The sequence below is a fragment of the Microbacterium sp. NPDC064942 genome (genome assembly GCF_049545525.1).
In the GTDB taxonomy this organism is placed as follows: domain Bacteria; phylum Actinomycetota; class Actinomycetes; order Actinomycetales; family Microbacteriaceae; genus Microbacterium; species Microbacterium gawkjiense.
The window spans coordinates 415,993-425,916 of the sequence record NZ_JBMWDR010000002.1 but is presented as its reverse complement, the minus strand read 5'-3'; the positions used below and the strand labels follow the sequence as shown (position 1 = coordinate 425,916).

Annotated in this window: 8 protein-coding genes; 2 read left to right on the top strand and 6 right to left on the bottom strand. The window is 71.1% G+C overall.

The window, feature by feature from the left end; translation table 11 throughout:
• Nucleotides 1-22 precede the first annotated feature (22 nt).
• The 4 genes from ACPEH2_RS06370 to ACPEH2_RS06355 all read right to left on the bottom strand — a co-directional run bounded on the left by ACPEH2_RS06370 (nucleotide 23) and on the right by ACPEH2_RS06355 (nucleotide 3,621).
• Nucleotides 23-583, bottom strand: a complete 561-nt coding sequence (locus tag ACPEH2_RS06370; protein WP_359919873.1) for a hypothetical protein — start codon at nucleotides 581-583, stop codon at nucleotides 23-25.
• Nucleotides 580-981, bottom strand: coding sequence for a hypothetical protein (locus ACPEH2_RS06365; protein ID WP_359919876.1), 402 nt, complete (start codon nucleotides 979-981; stop codon nucleotides 580-582). Before ACPEH2_RS06365 ends, ACPEH2_RS06370 begins: the two co-directional genes overlap by 4 nt.
• A gap of 43 nt (nucleotides 982-1,024) precedes the next feature.
• Nucleotides 1,025-2,536, bottom strand: a complete 1,512-nt coding sequence (locus ACPEH2_RS06360; protein WP_359919878.1) for an alpha-N-arabinofuranosidase — start codon at nucleotides 2,534-2,536, stop codon at nucleotides 1,025-1,027.
• Nucleotides 2,537-2,619: 83 nt separating this feature from the next.
• Nucleotides 2,620-3,621 (bottom strand): LacI family DNA-binding transcriptional regulator, encoded by a 1,002-nt coding sequence (locus ACPEH2_RS06355; protein ID WP_359919881.1) that lies wholly within the window; start codon nucleotides 3,619-3,621, stop codon nucleotides 2,620-2,622.
• A 76-nt stretch (nucleotides 3,622-3,697) separates the two neighbouring features.
• Here ACPEH2_RS06355 and ACPEH2_RS06350 point away from each other — a divergent pair, with 76 nt between their 5' ends.
• Nucleotides 3,698-4,510: a DUF1206 domain-containing protein gene (locus tag ACPEH2_RS06350; RefSeq protein WP_359919884.1), complete on the top strand. Its 813-nt coding sequence runs from the start codon at nucleotides 3,698-3,700 to the stop codon at nucleotides 4,508-4,510.
• Between the two features lie 21 nt (nucleotides 4,511-4,531).
• Here the strand turns inward: ACPEH2_RS06350 and metH are convergent, their stop codons facing one another.
• Nucleotides 4,532-8,158, bottom strand: coding sequence for a methionine synthase (gene metH, locus ACPEH2_RS06345; protein ID WP_423718456.1), 3,627 nt, complete (start codon nucleotides 8,156-8,158; stop codon nucleotides 4,532-4,534).
• Between the two features lie 86 nt (nucleotides 8,159-8,244).
• Between metH and ACPEH2_RS06340 the strand changes: the two genes are divergently transcribed.
• Nucleotides 8,245-9,228, top strand: a complete 984-nt coding sequence (locus ACPEH2_RS06340) for an o-succinylbenzoate synthase (protein WP_359919888.1) — start codon at nucleotides 8,245-8,247, stop codon at nucleotides 9,226-9,228.
• Between the two features lie 3 nt (nucleotides 9,229-9,231).
• On the opposite strand, the gene ACPEH2_RS06335 is transcribed toward ACPEH2_RS06340, so the two are convergent.
• Entirely contained in the window at nucleotides 9,232-9,828 is a 597-nt protein-coding gene (locus ACPEH2_RS06335; protein WP_359919891.1) for a TetR/AcrR family transcriptional regulator, read from the bottom strand.
• Nucleotides 9,829-9,924 lie beyond the last annotated feature (96 nt).

Sequence of the window (9,924 nt, the reverse complement as noted above, 5' to 3'; positions counted from 1 at the left end):
GGCCTGGCTCGACCACTACAACCTAGACAGGCACCATCTCGGCATCGGAGGCCACCCACCCATCGACCGAATCAACAACGGTCGAGGTCAGTACAGCTAGCACGTGCGGGATGCCATGGAACCACGCCCCGCTCACGCCGCGCCGCACCATCTCCTCGAGCCACGCGCGGTTGGCCGGCGGGATCTCGGTCGCGGTGACGAAGGATGCCACCTCGAACGGCACCACCTCCGACGGGTCGATCGCGTCGCCGACCGCCGACACCGTGCGGTCCAGGACGACGGTCCCCGGCGGCAGGTCCGCGGCGGGGATCGCCCAGAACTCCGTGCGCGGGAGTTCCTTGCCTCGCACCTCACGCCAAGCGCGCCAGATCGCGTGCGGGTGTACCGGGCTGAGGAACACCACCTCGGTCCACGATCGCCCCGTGCCGGGGATCGCGGTCTCGCGCAACCGCCGCCGCTCCGAGGTGTCGTCGTACTTCGCCATCGCCCGCGCGTGTGCGGTCGGGTCGAGCATCGCCAATTCGGATGCCGGGACGAGCGCCTCGCCGACGAGGTCGACCCGCTGGTGGAAGACGAGGTTCACGCGGCGGGTCGCACGCCGTCGAAGGGGGTCAACGTGCGCAACCCGGTCTCCCCCACGTGCAGGAACAGTCGGAGCCGGCCGTCCTGCGACATCGGATCGCGGGGACCGTACGGCGCGTCCGAACAGTTGTCTGCCGTCGAGCCGACGCGGATCTCCTCCTCGACCGCGACATCGCCCTTCTCCACGTCGGCGACGGTCACACGGTAGGCGTTGGCGTCGAACCCCAGGATGTTCATCGTTCCGTCCGGTTCGATGTCGTCCGTGAGCACGACGACGTCGGCGTCGCGCGCACGATCCTCGTCGGACTCGTAATTCACCCAGCTCGCGCACGATTGCGAGGTGCACCCCGTCAGAGACGCGGCGACCAGAAGAACCACCACGACACCCGCACGCTTCATGTCGACCCCCTCACCCGAGAGTGTCGCACCTGCGGCATCCGTCTCAGCCCAGCCCGACCGCCGTCCACGACACCGGGGGCAGCGTGATCCTCAGCGTGACACCGTCCAGGGCCGCGGAGTCGTTCGCGCGCGGCGCGACACGCTCCCGGTCGTCGAGCGTGTTCTTCGCGTAGACGTCGTCGTCCGAGAGCGTGTGCGTCTCGGCGATCGAGGTGGCACCGAGGCCCGACACGTCGACGGTGACCTCGATCGACTCGGTCGTGCTGCGGTTGACGAGGAACACGGCGCTCCGCCCCGTGGCGTCGTCGTGCGTGGCGACGGCGTCGACGAGCGGCACCTCGCCGAACACGGCGGTCTCGTACGACGGCGCGTCGACGAGCACCCGCATCGCCTCGCCCTGCGCGAGGCGCGACGTGAGCGAGAACGGGAAGAATGTCGTCTGGCGCCACGCCGGTCCGCCCGGCTCGGTCATGATCGGCGCGATGACGTTCACGAGCTGCGCGAGCGACGCGCTCGCGACGCGGTCGGCGTGCTTGAGCAGCGAGATCATGAGGCTGCCGAACACCACGGCATCCACCACCGAGTAGACGTCCTCGAGCAGTCGCGGCGCGACCGGCCAGTTGTCGATGCCGTCGATCTTCTCGACGTTCTCCCACCGCGAGAGGTACCAGACGTTCCACTCGTCGAACGAGATGTCGATCTTCTTCGACGACCGCTTGACGGCCGCGACGTGGTCGGCGGTCGCGACGACCGTCTCGATGAAGCGGTCCATGTCGACCGCCGAGGCGAGGAAGCTGTCGATGTCGCCGTCCTTCTCCTCGTAGTAGGCGTGGCACGAGATCAGGTCGACGTCGTCGTACGTGTGGGTGAGGACGACCCGTTCCCATTCGCCGAACGTCGGCATCGTCGCACCCGACGAGCCGCAGACGACGAGCTGGATCGACGGGTCGAGCTGCCGCATCCCCTTCGCCGTCCGCGACGCGAGCTTGCCGTAGTCCTCCGCCGAGCGGTGACCCAGCTGCCAGGGGCCGTCCATCTCGTTGCCGAGGCACCACATGCGCACGTCGAAAGGCTCGGTCGCGCCGTTCGCGACGCGACGGTCGCTGAGAGCCGTCCCCGAGCGGATGTTGCAGTACTCGAGCAGGTCGATCGCCTCAAGCGTGCCGCGCGTGCCGAGGTTGACCGCCATCATCAGGTCGCTGCCGACCTTGTCGAGCCACGACGAGAACTCGTGCAGACCGACCTCGTTCGTCTCGGTCGAGTGCCAGGCCAGGTCGAGGCGACGGGGGCGCTCGGTGACGGGACCGACCGAGTCCTCCCAGCGGAAGCCCGACACGAAGTTGCCGCCCGGGTAGCGGATCGTGTCGACCCCGAGCTCCTTGACGAGGTCGATGACGTCGGTGCGGAACCCCTCGGCATCCGCCGTCTCATGACCCGGCTCGAAGATGCCGTCGTAGATGTGCCGGCCGAGGTGCTCGACGAAGCCGCCGAAGATCTTGCGGCGGACCTCGCCGATGGGGGCTGCGGCGTCGACGATGAGGCGTGCGGAGGTCATGTAGGGCTTTCTTGGTCAGACTGGTAAACGTTGTAATTCATGATGACGGCGCGGATGCCGGTCGTCAAGGTCTCGGTCGAGCGTCAGCGCGCCGGCGCGGACTCCCGCACGCGCAGCTCGAAGGGTGCCGACACCACGCGCGCCTCGCCCGCGGCATCCCCCACCCGGCCCAGCAGCGTGTCAACCGCGGTCTGCGCGATCCACCGCCGACCCGGGTCGATCGTCGTGAGCGACGGAATCGCGTACGCCGCCTCGTCGAGGTCGTCGAACCCCACGACGGCCACCTCGTCGGGCACGCGTCGCCCCGCCTCCTGCAGCGCGCGGATCGCACCGAGCGCGAGGGTGTCGTTCAGTCCGAACACCGCGTCGAAGTCCACGCCGCGTGCGAGCAGGTCGCGGACGGCGTCGGCGCCGCCCGCCCGGTCCCAGAACCGGGTCTCGACGATCAGGTCCGGATCGTGCGCGACGCCCGCGTCGGCGAGAGCCGCGCGGTGGCCCTGCAGCCGCAGCCCTGCCGCGCCGTCGTCGTCGTGCGCGCCGAGCACGGCGATGCGCTGACGGCCCGCGGCCAGAAGATGCGCCGTCGCCGCCTGCGCCGCCTCGGTATTGCGCATGGTCACGTGATCGATGGCCGCCTCGTAGACCCGTTCGCCGAGCAGCACCGTCGGGTACGTCCGCGGGCGGTCGGCGAGGTCGGATGCCTCCAGGCCCAGCGGACTGAGGATGAGCCCGTCCGTCAGCCCGAGCCGGGGACTGCGCAGCAGCTCGCGTTCCCGGTCGCGCTCCCCGCCGGTCTGCTCGACGAGCACGACGACGCCGCGCTCCTCGGCGCGGGCGATGACCATCCCCGCGAGCTCGGCGAAGTAGCTGAACGAGAGATCCGGCACGGCGAGGGCGATGACGCCCGTCCGTCCGCTGCGGAGGCTCCGGGCGGTCAGGTTGGGGGTGTACCCGAGCTCCGCGATCGCCCGCTGCACCTTCTCCCGCGTCGACGCCCGCACATGAGGGTGGCCGTTGATGACGTTCGACACCGTCTTGATCGAGACGCCGGCCAGCCGCGCCACGTCGTGCACCGTCGGTGTCATCCGCCCTCCCGCGCGTCACTGTACAGCGGAGCGCAACCCCTGCGTGGCCGGCGGTCGCAATCCCTAGGCTGACGCCATGACCTCGACAGCCAAGAGCGCGGCCCACGACGCCAAGAACAGCCGGGCGGTCCACGTCCTCGCCCGGGCGGGCTTCGCCGCGCGCGGGATCGTCCACATCCTCATCGGCGTGATCGCCATCTCGATCGCCCTCGGCGGCGCCGGCGGACAGGAGGCCGACCAGTCGGGCGCCCTCGCGCAGCTCGCCGCAGCCCCCGGCGGCGTCTTCCTGCTGTGGGCCGTGACGATCGGGCTGGCCGCCCTCGGGCTGTGGCATCTGCTGAGCGCCGTCCTCGACCGCAGCGCCGACTCCGGCAAGGACCGCGCCGTGCACATCGTCAAGAACGGCGCGAAGGGGCTCGTCTACCTCGCCCTCGCCGTCACGGCGGGCACGTTCGCCGTCGGCGGGTCGTCGAGCTCGTCGGGCTCGACGACCTCGCTCACCGCGGGCCTGCTCTCGACGCCCGGCGGCGTGTTCCTCGTCGTCGCCATCGGGATCGTGCTGATCGCCATCGCGGGGTACCTCGTGGTCAAGGGCGTCACGCGACGCTTCGAGCGCGACCTGAGCATGCCGGGCGGGACCGCGGGCCGCGGCGTGCGGATCCTCGGCACCGTCGGCTACATCGCCCGCGGCGTCGCGATGGCGGGTGTCGGCGTCCTGTTCCTCTTCGCCGCGGCGACCAACGACCCCGAGAAGTCCAGTGGACTCGACGGAGCCCTGCGCACGATCGCCGACCTTCCCGCCGGCAAGATCCTGCTCGTCCTCGTGGGCGCCGGCTGGATCGCGTACGGCGTCTACGCCTTCTTCCGCGCCCGCTACACGCGCCTATGAAGCCCGCTCACCGGGCGCCCGTCAGACCGAGAAGTACTTCGCCTCGGGGTGGTGGAACACGAAGGCATCCGTCGACTGCTCGGGATGCAGCTGCAGTTCCTCGCTGAGCTCGACCCCCATCCGTTCGGGATGCAGCAGCTCGACGACCTTCCGCCGGTCCTCCATGTCGGGGCACGCCGGGTACCCCAGCGAGAAGCGCGCGCCGCGGTACTCGAGCTTGAACAGCCCGGCCGTGTCGGCGGGATCCTCGCCGGCGAAGCCGAGCTCGGCACGGATGCGGGCGTGCCAGAACTCGGCGAGCGCCTCGGTCAGCTGCATCACGAGCCCGTTGAGCTCGTAGTAGTCGCGGTACCGGTCCTCGGCGAACAGCTTCGCGGTGACCTGATCGATCCGGGCTCCCGCCGTCACGAGCTGCACGGGCAGCACGTCGACCTGCCCCGACTCGCGGGAGCGCACGAAGTCCGCGAGGCAGAGGTGCCGGTCGCGCCGCTGGCGCGGGAACGAGAACCGCAGCCGCTCGGTGCCGACCTCGCCCCCAGACCCGCCGTCGGGGGCGAGCAACCCCGGCACCCCGAGGCGACCGGCGGCATCCGCGCCGTGGTGCAGCACGACGACGTCGTCGCCCTCGCTGACGACGGGGAAGTAGCCGTAGGCGACCGACGCGTCGAGCATGCCCTCGGCGAGGATGCGGTCGAGCCAGTACCGCAGCCGCGGCCGCCCCTCGGTCTCGACGAGCTGCTCGTACGAGAGGCCGTCGTCGCCTCGACCGGGCTTCAGCCCCCACTGCCCCATGAACGTCGCGCGTTCGTCGAGGAAGGCGGCGTAGTCGGCGAGCGCGACACCGCGCACGATCCGGGTGCCCCAGAACGGCGGCGCCGGCACGGGGTTGTCGGATGCCACGTCCGACCGCCCGGGCATCGCCTCGGGCTCGGTCAGGGTGAGCTTCGACCCCGCCGAGTGGATGCGCTTCTTCAGCGGCGGGAGACCGACGGATGCCGGGTCCGCCCCGCGGGCGATCTTCACGAGGGGCTCCATGAGCGCGAGGCCCTCGAAGGCGTCCTTCGCGTAGCGGACCTCGCCCGGGAAGATCCCGGCGAGGTCGTCCTCGACGTACGCACGGGTCAGCGCCGCGCCGCCGAGGATCACGGGCCACCGGCCGGCGAGCCCGCGCGAGGCGAGCTCCTCGAGGTTCTCCTTCATGATGACCGTGGACTTCACGAGCAGGCCGCTCATGCCGATGACGTCGGCGTCGTGCTCCTCGGCGGCGGCGATGATGTCGGCGATGGGCTGCTTGATGCCGAGGTTCACGACGGTGTAGCCGTTGTTGGTCAGGATGATGTCGACGAGGTTCTTGCCGATGTCGTGCACGTCGCCGCGGACGGTCGCGAGCACGATCGTGCCCTTGCCCGAGGCGTCGGTGCGCTCCATATGGGGCTCGAGCAGCGCGACGGCGGTCTTCATCACCTCGGCGGACTGCAGGACGAACGGCAGCTGCATCTGGCCGGCGCCGAACCGCTCGCCGACGACCTTCATTCCCTCGAGCAGGTGGTCGTTGATGATCTCGAGCGGGGCGATGCCGCCCTCGCGCGCGAGGTCGAGGTCGTCCTCGAGGCCCTTCAGCTCTCCGTCGATGATGCGACGCTCGAGCCGCTCCCCCACGGGCAGGGCGGCGAGCTCGGCGGCGCGCTGGTCGCGCAGGGCGGTGGTGTCGACCCCGGCGAACATGTCGAGCATGACGGCGAGCGGATCGTAGGTGACGTTCCCCTCGGCATCCGTCTCGCGCCGGTCCCACACGAGGTCGAGCGCGACTTTCCGCTGCTCCTCGGGGATCGAGGCGAGCGGCACGATCTTGGCCGCATCGACGATCGCCGACGTGAGACCCGCCTGCGTCGCCTCGTGCAGGAAGACCGAGTTGAGCACCGACCGCGCCGCCGGGTTGAGCCCGAACGACACGTTCGAGACGCCGAGGGTCGTGTTGATGCCCGGGTACTTCTCGACGAGTCCGCGGATCGCCTCGATCGTCTCGATCGCGTCGCGCCGCGTCTCCTCCTGACCGGTCGCGATCGGGAAGGTGAGGCAGTCCACGACGATGTCCGAGACCCGCATCCCCCACTCGCCGACCAGCTCGTCGACGAGCCGCGACGCGATGCGCAGCTTGTCGACGGCGGTGCGCGCCTGCCCCTGCTCGTCGATCGTGAGGGCGATGACCGCGCTGCCGTGCTCCTTCACGAGCGGCATGATCCGCCCGAACCGGCTGGTGGGCCCGTCGCCGTCCTCGTAGTTCACCGAGTTCACGACCGGACGCCCGCCGATCAGTTCGAGACCCGTCTGCAGGACAGCGGGCTCGGTGGAGTCGATGACGAGCGGAAGAGTGGATGCCGAGGCGAACCGCGACACGATCTCGCGCACGTCCGCGACCCCGTCGCGACCGACGTAGTCAACGCAGACGTCGAGCAGGTGCGCGCCGACGCGGATCTGGTTCCGCGCGATCTCGACGCAGACGTCCCACCGCCCCTCGAGCATCGCCTCGCGGAACGCCTTCGACCCGTTCGCGTTCGTGCGCTCCCCGATCGCGAGGTAGGCGGTGTCCTGGTCGAACGGCACGTGCTGGTACAGCGACGCGACCCCCGGCTCGGTCACGGGCGACCGCGGTGCGGGCGTGGCGACCGGGCGCAGGCGCTCGACGACGGCGGCCATGTGCTCGGGGGTCGTGCCGCAGCATCCGCCGACCAGTCCCAGCCCGAACTCGCGGACGAACTGCTCGTGCGCCGTCGCGAGCTCGTCCGGGGTGAGCGGGTAGTGCGCCCCGTCGGCGGTCAGCACCGGGAGTCCGGCGTTCGGCATGCACACGACCGGCACCGTCGCGTGCTTCGACAGGTGCCGCAGGTGCTCGCTCATCTCGGTGGGGCCGGTCGCGCAGTTGAGACCGATCGCGTCGACACCGAGGGGCTCGAGCGCCGTGAGCGCCGCACCGATCTCCGACCCCATGAGCATCGTGCCGGTCGTCTCGACCGTCACCTCGACGAGGATCGGCAGACGGATGCCGCGACTCACGATCGCCTGCTTGCAGCCGTTGACGGCGGCCTTGGTCTGCAGGAGGTCCTGCGACGTCTCGATCAGCAGCGCGTCGGCGCCCCCGTCGATGAGGCCCTCCGCCTGCAGCGCGAAGGTCTGCTTGAGGTGGTCGTAGGTCGTGTGACCGAGGCTCGGGAGCTTCGTGCCGGGGCCCAGGGATCCGAGCACCCAGCGGAGGCGGCCGTCGCGCGCCTCGGCGGCGTCGACGCGTTCCCGCGCGATGCGCGCCCCGGCGGCGGCGAGCTCGTGGATGCGGTCGTCGATGCCGTAGTCCGACAGGTTCGACCAGTTCGCCCCGAACGTGTTGGTCTCGATGGCGTCGATCCCGGTGGCGAGGTACTCGTCGTGGATGGCGGCGATCATGTCGGGGCGCGAGACGTTGAGGATCTCGTTGCACCCCTCGAGCTGCCGGTAGTCCTCGAGCGTCGGGTCGTGCCGCTGCAGCATCGTGCCCATCGCGCCGTCGGCGATCACGACCCGCTCGGCGAGCGCGTCCAGCAGCGCCTGCGCCCGGGCGGGGCGCGGGACGGACTCGACGTCGAGCGGGTGACGGAGGGCGAGGGGGCTGCTCACCCGCGCGAGTCTACTTCCGGCGCGGCATCGCGGACCCGCCCGCCGACCACGGGCGTCACGACCGCGACGAGGGCCAGGATGGGGGCATGCACCTGCCTCCGCTGGCCGACCTGCGCGCGAGCGCGCGGGTGGTCGCCCTCCCGCTCCACACCCGCTTCCGCGGCATCGACGTCCGCGAGGCGCTGCTGCTCGAGGGACCGGAGGGGTGGGCCGAGTTCTCGCCCTTCGTCGAGTACGACGACCGCGAGTCGGCGGCGTGGCTCGAGGCCGCGATCGAGTACGGCTGGGAGCGCACGCCCGCGGCGGTGCGCGACACGGTCCCGGTGAACGCGACGGTGCCGGCGGTGGCCGCGGCATCCGTCCCCGAGGTGCTCGCCCGGTTCGACGGATGCCGCACCGCGAAGGTCAAGGTCGCCGAGCCCGGGCAGACCCTCGCCGACGACGTGGCGCGCGTGCGGGAGGTGCGCGCCGCGATGGGACCCGAGGGCCGCATCCGCATCGACGCCAACGGCGCGTGGAACGTCGACGAGGCCGAGCACGCCGTGCACGCCCTCGCCGGCTTCGACCTCGAGTACGTCGAGCAGCCGTGCGCGACGGTGCCCGAGCTCGCCGAGCTGCGCACCCGCATCCGCTGGATGGACATCCCGATCGCCGCCGACGAGAGCGTGCGCAAGGCGGACGACCCGGTCGCCGTCGCCCGCGCGGGCGCGGCGGACCTCCTCGTGATCAAGGTGCAGCCCCTCGGCGGCGTGCGTCGTGCGCTCGAGATCGTCGCCGAGGCGGGGCTGCCGGCCGTCGTCTCGAGCGCCCTCGACACCTCGGTGGGCCTGGCGATGGGCACGGCCCTCGCCGCGGCCCTGCCCGACCTCGCCTTCGACTGCGGGCTGGGCACCGCGTCGCTGCTCGCCGCCGACGTCGCGGCGGAGCCGCTGCGGCCGCGCTCCGGCGCGCTGCCGGTCGGTCGCGTCACCCCCGACGCCGCGCTGCTCGACGGCCACGCCGCAGAGGCCGAGCGGCGGGACTGGTGGCTCGCTCGCCTCGAGCGCTGCCACGCGATCCTCGCCGAGTAGGCGTCAGGCCTCGCCGACCAGCAGCGGCACGAGCGGCTCGAGGCGCGACTGCATCGCCCGGTTCGCCTGGCGCTCCGACAGCCGCTCGAGGGCCGCCTGCACGCTGCACTGCTCCGACACGTCCAGCAGCAGCGACGCCGCGTCGGCCACCGGCATCCGCAGCGGCAGTCCGTGGCGCTCGCTCACGTCGCGGACGATCGTCTCGATGCGGCCCAGCATCTGCGCCCGCCACGCCAGGAACGCCTCCGCCAGTCGCGGGTCGCGCAGCGCCTGCGTCCGCACCTCGCTGAGCAGCTGCGGCTCCATGCGTTCCGCAAGCGACATGTCGGCGATCTGCCGGACGAGATCGAGCGGACTGTCGGTGCCGGAGAGCCGCCGGACGCGCACCGACACCTCGTCGAGCTTGTCCTCCGAGAGCCGCGTGATGAGGGCGAGGAAGAGTTCGTCCTTGGACTCGAAGTTCGAGTAGAACGCGCCGCGGGTGAACCCCGCGCGCTCGCAGATCGCCTCGACGGATGCCGCATCCAGTCCGACCTCGGCGAACACCTCGTGCGCCGCCTCGAGCAGGCGCGCTCGCGTGTTCTCTCGGCTTCGCGTCATCTCACACCCACCCCTCAGGCTCGGCACCGGCATGCGGGTCTACGATACACATGTGTATCGGATACAGCGCTGTATCGAACCCGTCCGACTCTGACC